8 protein-coding genes are annotated in these 17,066 nt (G+C 59.1%); 7 read left to right on the top strand and 1 reads right to left on the bottom strand.

All coding sequences use genetic code 11. The features are described from left to right. Positions 1 to 2: 2 nt before the first annotated feature. From AXYL_RS33945 to AXYL_RS33930, 3 genes are all read left to right on the top strand, one after another. A complete protein-coding gene (locus tag AXYL_RS33945) occupies positions 3 to 992 on the top strand; it encodes a thioredoxin fold domain-containing protein (RefSeq protein WP_013397350.1) in 990 nt (329 codons plus the stop codon). A 592-nt stretch (positions 993 to 1,584) separates the two neighbouring features. After that, complete coding sequence (locus AXYL_RS33935) at positions 1,585 to 4,449, top strand: TraM recognition domain-containing protein (RefSeq protein WP_013397348.1); 2,865 nt, start codon at positions 1,585 to 1,587, stop codon at positions 4,447 to 4,449. Positions 4,450 to 4,520: 71 nt separating this feature from the next. Beyond that, entirely contained in the window at positions 4,521 to 5,408 is an 888-nt protein-coding gene (locus AXYL_RS33930) for a hypothetical protein (protein ID WP_148260789.1), read from the top strand. 454 nt (positions 5,409 to 5,862) lie between these two features. On the opposite strand, the gene AXYL_RS33925 is transcribed toward AXYL_RS33930, so the two are convergent. Then, the gene (locus tag AXYL_RS33925) at positions 5,863 to 6,231 is read right to left on the bottom strand and encodes a hypothetical protein (protein WP_013397346.1); all 369 of its coding nucleotides are present in this window, start codon (positions 6,229 to 6,231) and stop codon (positions 5,863 to 5,865) included. A 248-nt stretch (positions 6,232 to 6,479) separates the two neighbouring features. On the opposite strand from AXYL_RS33925, the gene AXYL_RS33920 reads away from it, so the two are divergent. The 4 genes from AXYL_RS33920 to AXYL_RS33905 all read left to right on the top strand — a co-directional run bounded on the left by AXYL_RS33920 (position 6,480) and on the right by AXYL_RS33905 (position 17,043). Then, complete coding sequence (locus tag AXYL_RS33920) at positions 6,480 to 7,883, top strand: YqaJ viral recombinase family protein (RefSeq protein ID WP_013397345.1); 1,404 nt, start codon at positions 6,480 to 6,482, stop codon at positions 7,881 to 7,883. 30 nt (positions 7,884 to 7,913) lie between these two features. Next, entirely contained in the window at positions 7,914 to 8,696 is a 783-nt protein-coding gene (locus tag AXYL_RS33915; RefSeq protein ID WP_013397344.1) for a hypothetical protein, read from the top strand. 273 nt (positions 8,697 to 8,969) lie between these two features. Then, positions 8,970 to 14,891, top strand: coding sequence for a strawberry notch C-terminal domain-containing protein (locus tag AXYL_RS33910; protein ID WP_013397343.1), 5,922 nt, complete (start codon positions 8,970 to 8,972; stop codon positions 14,889 to 14,891). Between the two features lie 118 nt (positions 14,892 to 15,009). Beyond that, positions 15,010 to 17,043, top strand: a complete 2,034-nt coding sequence (locus AXYL_RS33905) for a DNA topoisomerase (protein WP_041657828.1) — start codon at positions 15,010 to 15,012, stop codon at positions 17,041 to 17,043. Positions 17,044 to 17,066: the final 23 nt, after the last annotated feature.

Below are 17,066 nucleotides of genomic sequence, written 5' to 3'. Positions count from 1 at the left end.
CTATGAACTCACCTCAAGTGAATTGGAATGTGCTTGTTGGAGATTGGTCTGGCTACATTATTCGGGAGAGACTCTCGGCGTCCACATATCGCGCTGAAATTAGTAGAGTGAACGATCATCGCCCGGGGATCATTGCCGAGGTGGTACTAGAGGGGGGGGAGTACAGGTTCTACCTGACCCACTCCAGCATGGCGGAAGCAACGAAGACACAGATCGGCCGCTCCTATCGCACAGTGGGTATGGCCACTCGACGCGCGCGCGCCTGGGTGCACCAGAACTTCAAGAGAAAGGCGCCGCCGCGGTCATGGCTCCGCGTTGCAGGAACAGCGGTCGTTGCTCTGTTCGTCTACTCCTTGATGATGCCGTCCAATTCCCAGATCCGTGTTGTCAATCAGGGCATGAGTCTGCCCCAAAGTCCCGTGTCGACCCAGCAGCTAGGTGCGGCGGCAACCTCAGTGCCAAGGAGTGACATCGGCGCTGACTCTGACGTGAGGTTGTACGTGGACGAGTTGGTTGCGGTCCAAACAATCGGCAAAGCCCTTGGCATCCAACTGGGGGCGTCGCAATCGGAGGCATCGTGGTTTGCTTTTGCAGATCCACTATGCCCATATTGCCATGCGATGCAGCCGGCCATTGACGCCCTGCCCGAACATCAACGGCCCGTTGTTATCCCCGTCGGGCTGAGGGGCGACCTATCGGCGGAAGTCGTTGCGAGCTTCTTCGAAGCGGTTGACAGAAAAGAGCAGCGGGCCGATGAGCTGTGGCGCTCCTTCATGGATCAGTCATTCGATGAGGAGAAGGCTCGCCACTTCATCTCGAGGTATCCGGCATCGCCCGCGAACAAGAAGAAAAGTCTCGTGACGCAGGCACTGTTCTCAAAGTTGGGTCTAAAGAAGACTCCAACCGTCGTGTCTCCCGATGGCAGACTGACCGGCCCACTTAACTCGGCCGGCGATCTCCGCGACTGGCTGCGGCTTCCCAAAGAGGATTGAGTATGCGAGATATGCTCCGAGGGATCGAGCGGGGCTGGGTCGAGTCGAACATTGCAGCGTTGGCTCGGCAGGAGAAGCTCGAGCGTGTCGCGAACGCACTAGTACGAGGCGATCGGCAAGCTGTTTCTGCAATCCCGTCGACTGTCGGGTTGGGCGTGGAGGCGGTCGCCGAACGACTGTTGCAGGCAAGCATCAAGGCTAACGCCGTCAAAGACGTGATTGTCTCTCTTGCTGCAATGGTGGGCCCCCTTCGAGCGATGGAAGCCGCTGTCGCCGATGTCGTCATCGAACTTCGGCAGCAGCCGCCGGCACGAGCGATGCATGGTGGAGATCTCGCTGTTGCGGCGTGGCTAGCAAGCTACGGTAGCAAGCTGCTTGCTGATTGGACGGCTGATCCGACGATCTCGAACTGCGGTGCTCGACGCAGACGCGGTCGAGCTTGCTACGATCTAGAGAGAATTGGACGGTTGGTAGGATCGGAGGGAGAACGATGCGCGCTGGCCGTCGGATGGTTAGGCGCTCTCGGCGTAGCGTACCAGGCGCTAAGGGGAGAGTTGAGGCGGGCTGCCAAGGCTGAGGCAAGGAGCCCCGAATGAGCCATCAGGTCGAAACTCGGCACGAAATTCCTATCCATAAGCGAGTCGTGGACGTACGACCGGCAATGGACAAGGTGCTGGAGTGGCTAACTGTCAATCGTCACTTTGCGCTCCTTCTTGTTGGCACAGCATGCCTAATGCTGCTCATTCCAATCATCGCGCCGGTTCTCTTTGCGCTGTACCTCTTCGTTCACTTTCTGGTCTCAACGCTTCGAAAGAGACTTCCATACCGGTATCCCGCGTATGTGGGGGGAGAACCATTCTTCGACCCCGTCACGGGAAAGCAGGGAGACGGGATCGGGCTCATCGGCTCGGTTCGTTCGACGTCCCCCTATGAAGACTTCGAACAGGCATGGGTTGGAGATGACGGGTTTCGGCGTCATTGGGGAATATTCGGTTCTACCGGAAGTGGGAAAACCGAGACCCTGAAAGGCATCATGTTCAACGCGTTGTGCTGGGGGAGTGGGTTCTTCGTCGCGGACGGAAAAGCAGACAACAAATTGCCCACCGACGGTTCCACAATGTGCCGCGCTTTCGGTCGGGATCACTCGATACTCTTCCTGAATTTTCTGCTCGGGGGGCGAAGCCCACAGGAAGTTGCCCGATCGCGCACCAAGATTGGCAACGGCCTGGCTCCGTTCTATGACGTGGATGCCGATACCGGCACCCAGATGGGCATCAACCTCCTGCATAAGGCGGAGGGCGACGGAAAGTCGTGGCAGGAGAAGGCGATCAACGTGTGGCGCGTCCTGGTAGTTGCTCTGTTTTATAAGCGCGACACGCAGGGAATGACGATATCAGTCTCGACGCTGATTGAGTACTTGGCGCTCCCAAAGTTTGAGGAGCTCTACATAGAGGGTTATGACGAGGCACAGAAGAATCGTGGCCAGTGGTCGTACGGATTTGTCGGCGTCAAGACATACCTGGACTCTGGGTGTCCCGGCTATAGAGTGGATCGGCTACTGAAGAAACATGGACGTGGTCAGGCTGCCCAAGCAAACGGGTCGGAGCAGCCCCCGCCTCCAGGTCGCGGGCCCAACAAAGGTGGATCACCCGCCTCCGATGCTTCGTTGGAACAGGAGAACGTTGCGTTTGAACAGCACTCGTATCGCATCAACCAGTTGATGCCAGTGCTGAATATGCTAGACAAGACCTACGGCCACATCTTCAGCAAGACTTATCCGGAAATCGACATGGTCGACGTCGCGCTTCATAACCGCGTGCTTTTCATGTTGATTCCTTCGCTCGAAAAGTCGTCGCAGGAGGCTGAAAATCTTGGAAAGCTGGCGATCGCGTGCCTGCGCGTGATGATGGCGAAGAACCTCGGAGCCGGGGTCGAGGGATCGTACGAGAAACTGCTAGGCTCGAAGGCGACCAATGCGCCGTATCCTTTCCCAGCGGCCTTGGACGAGCTGGGCTACTACTTTTCGGATGGGATTGCGGTGATGTTTGCGCAGGCGAGATCACTCGGGATTTCTATGATTGCCATGGCGCAAGATACCGAAAAGCTGACCGAGGGTAATCGGGCCGCGGAGGCCGGCGCGATGCTCGGGAATACCGTAAACAAGTTGTTCCAAAAGATCGATGACGCGAAGAAAACCTACGAGCTCGCAGCGGCTCTTATTGGAAAGGCCTGGGTGGCCACGGTGGGGGGGTTCGAGCGCGGAGAACTTGGATGGCGGCGCACCCGTGACCTGAGCGTGCAGCAGGTGGATCGGGTGTCATTTGAGGAAATGAACCGGATGAAGCAGGGCGAGGCCATCATGATCTCCGATGGTGTGTTGCGTCGGATCCGGACGTTGTACGTTGGGGACTGGTTGAAGAAGCTGAACAACCAGTCCTTCCACGTGAATCGCTTTCTGCAGGTGCATAAACCGAGCCGGGACATTGTGCGGGCGATATCTATGCCGGTACCCTCCGCAAAGGTTGAAAGTGAATTCGACGGCGGTGTTCGACTGCTGAGAATCATGCGAGGCGAAGAAAGCCCACGCGGTGAAGTCACCCGAGTGGCCATGATTGAGGCGATTTCACAGGCTGCTTCGCGGATCCCAAAAGAGATCATTGGGATCGAGCGCGGAGTTCTTCTCTATCAAGCGGCGTGTTCCGCTCTCGGTCTATCGAGTGCCTTTCCCTCCGATTGGTCGGCGATTGCACCGGAAACCATCGCTCCGCCGAAGGAGGGGGGCGAAACTTTGCGCGCCAATGAAGGGCAGCCGGGCTCGCGATCGGCGAGATTTGCCGCGCGGCCAGATCTTGCGGCCGAACTTACCGGACCAATTGAGGACGACCCATACGCGCCGCCGGATCCGATGGCACTCATTCGGAAGGCTGGCCCAGCGGTGCTCGGACCGTTGGGAGGGTTTGCAGCAATCGCCGCTGCGGATGTGCCGGCGCCTTTGACGATTGCACCAGCTTTGCCGACTGGCCGGAGCGCGCTAGACGAGGGCGTTCCGATGGGCGCCAGTGTCTGGGACATGGTACCGCTCGACGATGCGGGCATCGATCTCGAACTGGAATCGATGCCGACTAGTGAGGACGCTGCGTTCATCGCCGACTCGTTGATGCAAGCCCACAATATGCTTCTAACCCCGAGAAGCGACGATGGAACGGTCGTTGGTGTGGATCAAGCCTCACTGGATGGCTTGGTGCGAGTGGAGGATGTTCTTGGCAATCCTGAACCCGAGCAGGGGGCACACACCATGCAGAAGGTTGTGTCTGTGGCCACGACCCCTGACACGGTGGCACGCGAGCAAATCTCCCTCCAAGACGTGGATGATTTCTTCGACAATCTTGAAAAGCAGGCCGCGTCGAAGGGCCCACCACCAAACGGCCAGGCGGATGCGTTGGACACGGGGGCCTGATGCCAGCAAACAGATCTCGTCAGAACACCGGAATAGAAATTGGCCGCCGCGGAGGCCGGAGTGTGGTCGACGTGTCCTACGCGCCATACTTCCATGCCACCGCCAAGCTACTCAGAGACGTGGCGGCGGCAGCTTTCGCCTCAGGAATGCATAAATCTGCGCGCGCGCGGCTGGTAGCGAAAGTGGACGCCTTAACTCGCCATGCAGAGGCCTGGCAGGGCGGTACAGCGAACCAGGCTCGTTTCAATGCGAGGTTCGCGGGCGAGATCCTGGCCTCATCCGTTCCAGATCTTCAAGACGGCGTTGCATGGGCGGTAGGTTTGCTTGACGGGGGGAGTCTGCTACCCCGCCATCTCACCGTGGACGAGCGTATCGCGGGCCTCCTGCAGCTAGAGCGATTTATGCGGGGGGCGGCTGTCCTCGAGGCCGCTGAGTCCGAGGCAGGCTCGGTTGAGGCTTTGGTCTGGACGAAATTCGAGCGCGCAGATCGATGGCTCTTCGAAGTCTCCTTACGACAGCCTCCTAAGGGATCGCAGATAGCGGCCCGGGGTGAAGACCTGTTGCAGACTGCCAGCGAGGCAATGATTACGGCGATCTGCAATCGTCCTTGCTCGACCTGGTCATTTGAACAGTTCTCGAGGGCCATCTTGCTCGTGCCCATTCGGCGCGAGACTGGCCAGGCCAGAATCGACGAGGCAACTGTGGCTGTTTGGGGTCAGGTAGAAGAAAAATCGCTTGCGGCGGAGATAGACCGCCACCAGCGCGCCGGCGGGCGGACGCTTACGCAGGAATTTCTAGATCTCCTACGCAAGCACCTCGCTCTCTGTGGTGGCACCGACATTGAGGTGGTTCTGATGCCAGGTCTTCGCCCGATCGTCCTCTATGCAGGAGGGATGAGCAGACGAGATCTGGATGCTGCATTGACTTCGATGGCGGCCTCGGCCGGAATCGGAGCTTAACCCCTGGGGTGATCGCGGTGGTGGGCTGGTACTGAGGCATCTGCACCCGCCTGAAGACGAATTGCCGGAAGTTGCCCGCGGCAGGCATCCGCGATTCCGTGCAGCAAGCGCTCCACCGGTGTTGGAGCAACTTGAACGCCCTGGGCGGTCTCCCATCCAATGAGCATGCTTCCGTTGCTCTCATCGAGTGACAGAATAAGCGCCCCGCCAGGTTCCGGCAGACCGGTGCTGCGGCGGGATTCTGCGTAGCGCAGACCAAGTGTCTCCATTCCGAAGGCGAGAGTTGCCCAGGCCGTAAGAAGCGCGCGCGTGACGTCGACCCGGACTGGAGTTTCTGCGCCTCGACGCACCTGGCCGTCGAACGTAACTTCGACTTGGCTGGGTGCACCTGCGGCGCCAACCCATGCACTCATTTCTCTGAAACTCTTGGGGTTGTACCCATCAGCGGCTGCACTCATAGGGGGCTCCAGTTTTTCTGTTGGCTCATGGAATCCGATTCTTCCAGAGTGTTCTCGGACTCGTCCTTCAGGGAAGTTGGTTCGTCCTTCAATGAAGCTGGTACCTCTTCCATCGGCGCGTGCCTTTGGTTTGCGGCGCGCTCACGGGCAAGCTCGTCATTGAGCTTCCGGATCGTCCGCTTGTGCTCGTGAAGGATAGCTATGTGGTCTCGCTTGTGCATCATTTCCGAGACCTGTTGAGGTGGCGCGTCGGCGGAGAGGCCGGCCCGCTCGATCGTGCGACGCAGACGAGCCACCTCCGACTCCAGGGTCGCAATCCTTGCTCGAAGAGATGCCTCTTGCTGCAGTAGTGCCGCGGCGCTCATTGAAAGCTATCCACTTCGCCCAAATTGGACGAGAAAACCTCGGACTCCGGTGAAACGGAGTCCGTCGTGGAGAGGGGAGCGCCAGTTTCCTGAGCGTTCGTGTCTATGAACAAGTGGGGCTCCTTCGCCAAGCGGGCGCTCCGTCTCCCAAGGGTCGGGCGCTATCGTCAGTATGGATTAGCATTAGAATTCATTACAAATATTAGCCCAACCGGCGGCTGTTCGGTTTCAACGGTACGACCTGACCCATGCCTACTAGCTTCGAAACTACTGATGCTACCGCTGCGCTGACGCGTGAGCTCTGGGCCATTTGCGATGCGTTGCCGCAGCGCGCGGCCATCGACAGCCGGGAGGCTGCGGAATGGATCGACTACATGGCCAACGTGAGACCTAAAGAGGCTGTGTGGCACATGCGTCGGGCATCCGGCATCGGCGGAAGTGAGATTGGGGGGCTTGTTAGGAACCGTTGGAACATTCGAGCCGATTTCGAGTTCTCAGCGCACGATTGGGCGCTCGGGAAACTGCTCAAAAAGCTCCCAGACGAGGGTAACGAGAGCACCTATCGCGGCACCGTGATGGAGCCCGTCATCCGACAGTTGTTCTACGCCCAATGCAGCGCAGAGCGTCTTCCAAGTGAATTCGAGCGCTTGAAGAATGCGGTTGGCAGCTTGAATTGGATGCGCTACTCGCCAGATGAACTTTGTCGATTTCGCCGTCCATTCCCGCTGGTTGTAGACGGACAGCGACACCAGTTGTATGGGCGATACCTCGCCGACTATAAGGCGCCAGCATCCGTTGATGCTTCCGACGACATTTCATTTCAGTATGCCGCGCAAATGAATCAGGGGGCGATTCTCTGTGAAGAGCAGGGCATTGAAGTCGACGGTCTTCTCCTGGTTCAGTTCGATTACCAAAATTGCGAACTTCACCTGAATGCTCTTCCCGTGGATCGCGAACTCTGCGCGGCCATTCGCGAAACAGGCGAGTACTACTGGGGTGAGGTGTTGCAAGGTCGCATTCCGCGCTATGTGGTGAAAGAGCAGCGAATCATCACTGACGAACTGCGGGCCGCGGCGCTTCCACTCGTTCAACGGCTGGCCATGCTCAGCGGAGTGGCAAAGAGGGTCAACGAGGAGGCCGAGGCGGTAAAGCAATCGCTGAACGGGCTGCTCGATCTGAGCAACAAGCGAATGGGGGCCGAGAAGCTGAGCTTCCCAGAGGTAATGAGCTGCTCTGCCACACCTGTAATCGATGAAGAGCGGCTTGCGGAACGGTTGCCTGCCGAGGTAATCGCCGAGTGTCGCTATGCGGGAAACGCCAAGGCTAAGAACGAGCTGGACCCTGATGCGGTGGCAAGTGCTCTTGCGGCTGCCGGTATTGATATCAATACGGTGATTCGTCGCAAGCTTGACCCTGCGAAAGTCCATCAGGCCTTGGCCGACCGCAACATCGATCCCAGCCTCGTCATCACGGAGAGGCCCGTTTGGCGCAGCGCGACCGGCGTTGCCGACCGAGTGGGCGACTGGGTGGAAAGTATGGATTGGTTCCGCCATCAAAGCGATGCCAGTCTCAGTGAAACCCCGATGGAGCCCTTGGAGGGCTCTGAATCTTCAGCACGCATTCACCGCTCAACAGAGCGAGAAACAGGCTAACCGGCAGCAGAAATTCTCAGGAGAGACCAAATGGCAATCATCACGAGCAGAGACGGCAACCGACCCACGGATTACGTTCAATTGACCTTCGGCACAAACGCGAAGGCCCCGCTGGGCATGGCTCTTCCGAATCGCGACTACAGCGAATTCACCGAAGTCCCTGGAATTGGCGGCCGCATCCGTCACGTGAGCGTCCGCACGAAGTCCATTCCTAACGGTGCGATCGAAACGTGCACCTTGTACTTCGAGGATGAAGGCGAAGAGCGAGGCACTGCCTTGCAGTTCGCCACTGGAGGACCTGACGGCTATAGCTATGCCGCAGGGCATCTCGTTGCGAAACTTCTTGCCTGCCGACCGGATGACCAGATTCGCATCATGGCCTACGTATTCAAGGAGGGCTCTACTGGAACTGATCGGAACACCGGTGAGAAGTACGTCCGTCAGAAGGCGGAACTAGCGGTCCCCGTGTTTGCGAATGACTACAAAATTCAGCAGCCGAACTGGGGCGTCGATAGCGAGGGCAACCCGATGGAGAAGGGGCCGGAAACGCCGTTCATCATAAACCCAACCACTGGCCGACCGACAAACCATCGCGACTTCACCGAGGCGCGCGAGTGGATGTCGATGGCACTGAAAGCGATGCAGATCTCATTCAACCGCCGAAGCCAAGCGGAGACGCACAGAGACGCCAATACGGCACCGATCTCCGCCGACGATCTTCCCGACTACCTGGATGGGCCGGAGCACCAGGCGGAACCTGATCATCGGGCCGTTTCTCGCGGGAACACGAATTACGAGAGCCAGCGAGGCTAAGTCCTGCCTGAAGGCCGGATCACGCATGTGAGGGGGCGGGCAAGTTGTCCCGCCCCATTTTTTTGGTAGAGCCGAAGTTGCGGAAATGAGAGGGAGTGAGCGGAAATGCAATGGATCGATCTAAGGGACCCTGCTGGAGCCCGGTTGCGACTTCTGGTGGATCATCAAGGGCGCCGTCACCTTGTTCTAGAGGGGGTCTCTCCACAAAGTCGAGCATTTCGCAGGGGTATCGACGAGCTGGGATTCACTTCGAGTCGCAGCGGAGCCTTGCTGATGATGCCGTTTCCATCAGGATCGACAACCTCCGCCGCTGTTTTTCAACGGATATGGCCGAACGCGATCGGTCGCGACATGCAAGTTTCTGCGGTCGTCATCCAACTGCGTCGACCGACTGAGCAGGCCGCAGCGCCGGCTGTAGCTGCAGCAGAAGAGGAGCGACTGCGAGAGATCCGCCAGACCCTTCAGGAGTCGGATTACCTCGGGCGCAACAGTGGAGGCTTGCGGGTCTTCGAAAGTCGGTCAGGCCGCTTTCTCGCAACTGAGAACGAATCTCTGCTGTACGAAAGTGAATCGGGCCGCGGCAACTCTTCGATGTTCCTTCGCGCCGTTGACGAGGAAGCGCTCGTCGACTGCGCCTACGGGTTCATCCGAAGTATCGAATTGGGTGAGGTGCAGCGCGAGGGTGATCTGGACCGGTTCATCGGCGCTGTCCTGCCCTCGAATGAGCAGGCGGCCGCGCATCTCATCCCCAACGTCCGGCGAGCAATCGAGGAAGCTAAGTTCCGATACCTGCAGGAGCGCTACGAAACGCCGGTCGAGGCGTGGGGCGATTCAATTCGGCTGACCGAATTCATGGCCATTCGGCCACGGGCGGGAGATGAGCCATGGCTGCCATTGCCGCTCACTCTGGCGATAAACCAAGCACTCGGCCTGCATCAGGACACTCCGCAGGACTTGCCGGAAGGCGAGCGGGCACAACGCCGCATTCTAATTTCCGGGGACTTCGTGGGCGCTGGGGCGCTCATGGTCCCCTCAGACTTCGCGGTCATCGCTCCTTCTGAAGTGATCGAACGGGCCCTCCCAGCAACGCGGGATGCCCTGCACCCTGATGAAGAGGAAGGGCATCAACTAGATTTCATGATTCTGCAGTCTTCCTGGGGGCCGAACGGCAGCAATCAGAACGTCGACCAGGATCTGCGTGAAATGCTAGGTGGGCTTGCCAGGGTGCGACCTGGCGGGGGAATAGCGCTCGTTGTTCGCCATGCAGAGGGGGCACGGCTGGGTGTACTGACTCCAGAGCAGCGCGAAATCCTGGAAGGATTCCGGGTTCAAGTGGAAATCGAGGCAATACTGGACGTACCGTCGGCATTGACCCGTTCATCCGGTGTTGAAAGCGGTGCTCGCTTGATCATCGCTGCGCCACTCGTGCCTGGCCAGCAACCTGGCCAATTGCCGGCGCCAAAGGCATGTCACAGCTGGGACGAGTTGAAGACTGTGGTCGACGAGCTGCTCGTTTCCCGTGGGCAACGCCCGTCGTCCGACGATGTCGTTCGGATCAGCGATCGCACGCTCGAGAATGAGCTGCAGCGTCCGTACGTTGCATTCTCTCGCGTGGGCGAGGCACGCACGATGGTGCCAAAGAACCTGCAGGCGTCTTTGAACTACGCGCTCGCCAGGGTGGAAGAAGAGCAGGGCTCAGTTGACGAGTATGTCGCATACGAGCTCGGCATGGGCATGGAAACGCTGGCAGAGCGATTCTCTGCGGAGCAGGTGGACGGCATTGCCATGATGATCAGCCGGCTGCAGAAGGGCCGAGGGATCATTGTCGGAGACGATACGGGAATTGGGAAAGGCCGGCAGATCGCCGCGGCCGCAGTGTGGGCCAATAAACAGCAGCGGCCCGTCATCTTCGTGACCGATCGGGCGAACCTGTTCTCAGACTTGGCACGAGACCTGATCGACATTGACGAATGGGCGCGCTTTCGCCCAATGCCTCTCAACTCTGATGGGCATGTCCTGGACATCATGGCTGACAATGAGGTGTTGGTAAGCGCTACTCCCGCCGACAGGATGAGCGAGATCCTAGAGAAGGACTTGTCATTCGGGGACCTGGACGTGAATCTGATCATGCTCACCTATTCGCAGATCAGCAGAGAGGACAGCACGAAGGCGGCCTGGTTGTTGAAGCAGTGCCCAAACGCGCTGGTCATTCTCGACGAGTCCCATATTGCCGCCGGCAGCGACAGCAACTCTGCCGATTACGTGCGAATGCTCGGGGAACGAAGCTGGGGTTTAGTACTGGCATCTGCCACGTGGGCAAAGTCGGTTCGAAACCTTCACATCTACGTGCGAGCATTCCCTGAGTCGATCAACATCGGGCAGGTGACGGCTGCCATGAAGCGAGGAGGCGAGGAGTTCGCTGAAGTGTTCTCTTCGATGCTCGCGCGAGACGGCGCGTTCTATCGGCGTGAGCATGATCTTTCCAAGCTTGAAGCGAACGTGCTAGTCGATGATTCGCACTACGATCGAAATCGAGCGCTGATGACTCAAGTGTCTGAAGTTCTGGGAATGATGTCCCTTCTCAGCGGCGAGGTCGACCAGCTACTGCATCGCGCCAATAGTGCGACTCGCGGTGCCTTGAGGGCGGCGCAGGAAGGGCGGAACGCATGGGTTGAGCAAGCAAAGTTAAATGTGGAGCAGCTCGACAGGCGGATTGAGGACTTAGAAAGCATCGGCGATTCTGAAGGTGTTGCCGCGGCAAGAGCAGAGCGGCGTGATCTAACTGAGCAGATTGGGCGCCCAATCTCCAAGGGGAGCTTCTTCCAGAACAGCTTCTCCACCGGGGGAATTCTCTATCAGGCCATGCGTCGCACGCTAGGGGCATTGCTTGCCGACGCCACCGTAGATCGCGCGATAGAGTCAATTCGCGCGGGCCGCCGACCCGTAATCGTGTTCGATGACACTGGCGAGGCTTTAGTTCGTCGGTTTATCGACGAAGAGCGAGAGCGGATCGAGGCATCCATTGCGGCACAGGACGGTGATGATGCCGTGCGAGCCTTGGCGGACCTGGTGAGTTCGCAACGGCGGGTAGCCGTGGTCCCCGATGTCCGCATGCCGATGTTGAAGGACCTCATGCACATGTTCCTGAAACGGCTCGGGGGCGTTAAGGTGCAAGAGGGGAATGATCCAGACGTTGGTGGAACAGGTGATAGCACGCTCGTGTCGATCGCTGCGGTGCCAGGTGTGAGCGAAGGTCAGATGGAGGCCTACCGCCGTGGTGTCGAGTCAATATTGGCGCGAGTTGAAGCCTTGCCAGATTTGCCGATCAGCCCCGCAGACTACATTCGCGTTCGGTTGGAGGAGGCAGGTTTCCGAGTTGGTGAAATCTCGGGTCGCCAGTTTGCTCTTCATCGCCCTGGTGCCGTAGACGATCAGGGGAACCCATATCGAGGGTTCTCCGGCCCCTGGAGGGTGGTGAAACGGGCGAAGAAGAAGACCGATGTCATGGCAACGGTGCGCGCGTTCAACGACGGACGTATTGACGTCGCCCTTCTCAATCGTGCGGGCGCCACGGGCCTTTCGATGCATGCATCACCGCGCTTCCCGAATCAGGACCGCCGTGAGCTGATTGAGTATCAAATCCAGGAAGATCCCACTGTGCGCCTGCAGCTGTACGGGCGGGTTAATCGATTCGATCAGGTGGTTGGGCCGATGCTAAGCATCATGACCACTGGCCAGCGGGCTGAATTGCGGAACCTGATGATGCAGAATCGAAAGCTGGCTGGGCTCTCGGTGAATGTGCGGTCCAGCCGGGAGAATGCCGCGCTCATCGGAGAGGTTCCGGACATGCTGAATAGCGTCGGCGATGAGGTGTGCGAAGAGTATCTGTTGGAGAATCCGGGCGTGATGAGCCGTTTGAGCATCGAAGTAGCCAAAGTGAAGGAGCGCACCGGATTGGCCAACCTGGTTACTCAGCGGATCGCATTGCTGCATCCTGACGACCAGGACAAGGTCTACGATGACCTTTTTGCGGCGTATGACGATGCCGTCATTCGCCGGGAGCTCTCCGGAGAGGGGGGCGCTAGTTTGCGCAACCGCGACTGGCGGGCGCGGACAATCGAGGAGGAACGTGCGTGGGGCCCGTCAGGTGAGATTCCACAGGAACTGTTCTCGGCGTTCGACGGCCCGGTCTTCTTACGGACAGTTGAGTATGTGAAGGACTATCAGCCGATTGGCTGGACGGCATTGAAGGAGACCATTGCAGAATCGAACGCCGCCTTGGTCGCGGAGCAAAAGGCAAAGTTTCAACCGGTTGCGCCGACCGGGAACGGTCGCGTGATGGCTGTCGCGGACTATAGCCGCGAGGAGACTGAAGCGGTCGGCGTGCGAAGGGCCAGGCAGGCCCGCGACATCCTTCAGCAACTGCAGCAGGCGGCGGCTGCGGCCAACAATGGGACCATCGGAGAGGGCGACCCGGCGGGTGGCAACGTGAATCCTGATGACTGGCGCTCGGCCTTGGCTGGCGCTTGGGTGCCGATTCGGATCCGGCGGGGCGGCCAGAATGTCTTCGATCGATTCGTTGCATACATTCCGCGCAGGGCACCGTACATTCCAATGTGGCAGTCCAAGGGAGATAGTGGTGGAGAGCTGCGGCTGGGCTTTGACGAGAATGGCGGCCCTACGCTTCAAGTGATCGGGCGCCGAGATCCGACGACGGGCGCGACCTGGGCAGAGATGTTCAAGCGTGTCTACATGCCGGCGGATGAGCGTCTGCATCAGGTGTCCCTGTCGTCGATCGTGGAGAGCGCAGGGCGAATTCTGGAAGGAAAGCGAATCATCGCGCTGCAGCGCATGGATTGTGCGTCAGTCGAGGAGGCGCTGGCGCAACCTGACGACAACGGTGTAAAGGAAGCGCATTGGCGTCTGCTATTCCTGCGGTCGGTCATGGCTTCCCTGGTTCCTGGTGCGGAGCTCACCCTGCGGGAGATCGCCGGCTCGAATAGTCAAACCTTCTGGAGTGTGGGCAACACAATGACGGTGGCGAAGGTTGAGATTCCGTCTCCCGAGGACGCAGCCGTCTTCTCGAAATGGAAATATCACCTTGTGCAGCCAGGGGATGAGAAGCCTACCGTCCTGACGGCAGCATCGCTGTTCAAACGGGCCGGAATGGCCCCAGAGTTCCCCGAAGTGGAGGTGGGTAGAACACACCTGTTTGATTTCGACTCGCGAGGAGAGGCGGCTCGGTTGGAACGCAGATTCGGCGATCACACCCCTGGCCCCGTTACCCTGCGTCGCAAGCTCTTGACGGGAAACCTTTTCCAGGCTGCGGAGTGGGCCGAGGCCACCAAGGCAGGTATGGCCATAACCTACACCGACGAAACGGGGCAGCGGCACCGCGCGATCCAAGTGCGCGCGACCGCCTTTGGGCGGCAGGACATCAACATGCACCGGATTCCCATCCGGTTGCACAACCCGTTGATGATCACCGACTTCGTGCACCGTACGTTGGACTGGGCCAACCGGCTGCCTCCGAACGAACGCCTGCCGGGGCGGACGTTGCAGGTACCGATGTCCTTCAAGGCGGCGATGTTTGAAGGCGAAAGGCGGCAGAGCTTGATTGACCTATTTGGGATCGCACCATACGCCCATGATGGGAAGGGGGCGGTCGCGTTTGGGGTCGAAAAGCGAGAAAAAGCCCGATTCGTTCGAATGGTGAAGTCAGCGATGGACGCGGATCGCCGGGATTGGGAGGCGGAGAATCCAGATGTTCCCTATCCCCTTGCTCTGACCGCTCAGGCGGCGCGCACCCCGCGTGACCAGGAGGAGACGACGGTCATGTTCGCGTTGCCGGCGGACCGAGCAGCGAGCACCCGATTCATCGGTCTGGTCATCCGCGCAGTTGGCCTGCAGCTGTACGTCCGGCCCCAGGATATGAAGTTGGCAGAGCTGGCTCGGCAATCAGAAGTGGTGTTCTTCCAGGAGGTGGCAGAGCGCCTGGCGCCCGAGCGTCAACGGCTTCTGGACGCCCAGGCCGCCCGCCGGGAAAGGAACAGAGCACTCGTAGGAGATTCCTTTGACTCCGGCGAAGCGGAGTCCGCTGACCCGATAGAAGACGAGGATGCAGCCGCTACCGGGCTGCAGAATCCTGGGCTCAGCGCCCTTCCGCCGGAGAGGACCGAAGCGCCAGCCATGTAGCGTCCAATGTTAGTGGTGGTTGGGAGGCGCCAAATTCCCGGCCACCACGTCAGTCCTCTGTCGTCAGCCCTTATACAATATGAATAGTAATTACAATTCATACCAAAAAGGCGGCGAAATGGCGACGGACCTGACGAAGCTGGATGAGCTATGGATTGCGGAGAAACCTAGCAACCAAGCAGTGATCGAGAAGGCGATGCGCGGCCTGGGGGCGCAGTGGGTCAATTCCTCTACTAGCAGGGCGGACGGGTTCGTCTTGCTGAACTGGAACGGAAAGTCCATAGCAGTTACGAGCGTATTCGGCCACATGCTGTCAATGGTGCTTCCACGAGGCTACGAAAGCTACCAGCGCTATGTTGAGCAAAGCAAGGAATTGGGGCGTTGGGACTTCTTCGGATTTCTCCCGTGGTTTCCTCCAGAGCTTCTGTATGTGGCAAAGCCGGAGCTAGGGCGCGACGGAAAGCCTGTGACGCGCGGCGGCCAGCCGGTGGAATCGGTACGCCTGAAGCTCGTAGAACAGTTGCTGCGCAAGGCCAAGGAAGTAGTCAATGCCTGCGACACGGATCGGGAAGGGCAACTGATCTTCGACGAAATTGTCATGCGCAGGCTGAAGCAGGATCCGGCCGCGTCGCGGTTCAAGCGCGTGCGAATCGTCAATACCGATGACAAGGCCATGATGGAGACCGTGCAGACGCTCGAGGCGAATGGATCGGAGCTCTGGGTGAATCTTCGCGCCGCGGCTGTTGCACGGGAAGAGTGCGACTTCCTCTTGGGCATGAATCTGTCGATGGCTGTTCAATCCCTGGTACGTCGCGAGCGCGGTGCACCGTCCATCGGATTGGGACGAGTCAAAATCGCCATTGCTGTGCTGGTGGACCAGCAAGACCGCCAAATTGCCGCATTTGTTCCATATGACGCCTTTGTTCCCATAGCTCAGCTGGCAGATCGAACGCAATTGCGCTGGTTCAAACGCCTGGGTTCGGAAGGGGCGCCGGGTTTCAACGCTAAGGGGCAGCTGGTCGACAAGGTGCTGGCCGACCGGATCGTGGCTGATGTCGCGCGCGGACAGCCGGGAGTGATCACCAATGCTTCCGTCGAGGAGAAAGGCGAGCCTGCGCCACTGCCATACTCGATGGGAACGTTGTTGGTCGAGGCTTCAAAGAAGCTGGGCCTCACAGTAAGCGAAGTGCAGGAGCTTGCCCAGAAGCTCTACGAGAAACATAAGCTCATCACCTACGTTGGCACTGATTGCCAATATTTGCCGGAGAACATGCACGAGCGAGCGCCGGAGATTCTGCACGCACTGCGATTTGCGACCGGTGCTGTACCCGGCCTCGATAAGGCGTTGGAGCTTGCCAATCCCGCTTTCAAGTCTCGTGCCTTCAATGACAGCAAGGTTGACGAACACTTCGCGATTACGCCGACTGGAGGTGAACCGGTCGGCCTAAACGACGCAGAAGCTGCCTTGTACGGAATGATCGTGAACCGCTATGTGGCGCAGTTCTTGGGGCCGTACACGTACCTTTCGACGGTGCTGACGGTGCAGTTTGGGCAGGATGTATTCCGGGCTCTCGCACGCAAGCCAACACGCGCGGGTTGGCGCGCGATCTCCGACCTCTCCATCGATGACTCAGAGGGAGCCGGCGACGCGGTGGATGTATCCCGGTTCCGCGAAGGGGAGCAGATTCAGGCGGTGGGCGCCCGAATTGACGTCAAGAGAGTGGACCCGCCTAGCGCATTCAACCAGGCCACGCTTGCGGAGGCGATGCTGAACGCGCATCGGTATGTGCGCGATGAGGATTACCCCACTCGCGCTCAGGCAGAAGAGGTGCGCAAAGTTCTCTCCCAAACGGAGGGAATCGGCACGTCCCGAACCCGGGCGAGCGCCATCACTGAAGTGCTCGCCATGGGCCTGCTGTTCGAGGCGGGACAGGGTAAAAAGCGCACGGTCCACATATCCGATATCGGACGCCAAATGCTCGGCCTTCTTCCGTCGCATCTCACGAGCATTGCAGTTACCGCGCAGTGGGAGCTCCTGTTCTCCCTGGTTGCAAAGGGTCAGATTCCCGCCAGCGCGGTGATAGACCAGCAAAAGCAGCTCATCAAGTACGTCGTGAAGTTTCTCGATGACAACCGGCGCGCCGCCGCCTAGTCGGCCGTCCTGTGAACCACTTT

Origin of the sequence: Achromobacter xylosoxidans A8, from assembly GCF_000165835.1 — a bacterium.
GTDB classification, from domain to species: domain Bacteria; phylum Pseudomonadota; class Gammaproteobacteria; order Burkholderiales; family Burkholderiaceae_B; genus Achromobacter; species Achromobacter xylosoxidans_B.
Note: the sequence above shows the minus strand (reverse complement) of the source record. Positions and strands in the feature narration are given on the sequence as shown.